Below are 439 nucleotides of genomic sequence, written 5' to 3'. Positions count from 1 at the left end.
GCCCTGGACGGAGACGGAGGCCACCGTGTTCGCCGCCCCGCAGCCCGGGCCCTCCGTGACGACGCCGCGCAGCTCCTCGCGTGCCGAAGGACTGAAGGGGTCCAGCGCGAAGAGGTCCGAGTTGGCTTCGACGCGCTCCAGCCGCGCGAGTGCGTCCACGTAGCCATCGAACGTGGGCATCAGCTCTGGATGCCGGGTAGCGGTGCCGACGGGGTACAGCGGGCGGAAGACGGCGGTATGCGCGCCCACCCGCCGGGCCAGTTCGACGCAGGCCTCGACTTCCGCCACGTTGTCGCGCGTCAGCGTGAAGGCGAGGGTGAAGCGCGCATGCTGACCGAGCAGCGCGAGCTTCTCCATCACCCGGTCGAAGACGCCAGCGCCCCGCACGGCATCGTTCGTCCCCGCCTGGGCGCCTTCCAGCGACACGTTCAACCACACC

At 70.8% G+C, this 439-nt stretch carries 1 protein-coding gene; it reads right to left on the bottom strand.

The window, feature by feature from the left end:
- Positions 1-439, bottom strand: a 439-nt coding sequence (locus FJV41_RS50525; RefSeq protein ID WP_141649627.1) for a radical SAM protein, incomplete at both ends; no start/stop codon positions are given.

The organism is Myxococcus llanfairpwllgwyngyllgogerychwyrndrobwllllantysiliogogogochensis, assembly GCF_006636215.1.
In the GTDB taxonomy this organism is placed as follows: Bacteria; Myxococcota; Myxococcia; order Myxococcales; family Myxococcaceae; genus Myxococcus; species Myxococcus llanfairpwllgwyngyllgogerychwyrndrobwllllantysiliogogogochensis.
This window is presented reverse-complemented; position numbering and strand designations above follow the sequence as displayed.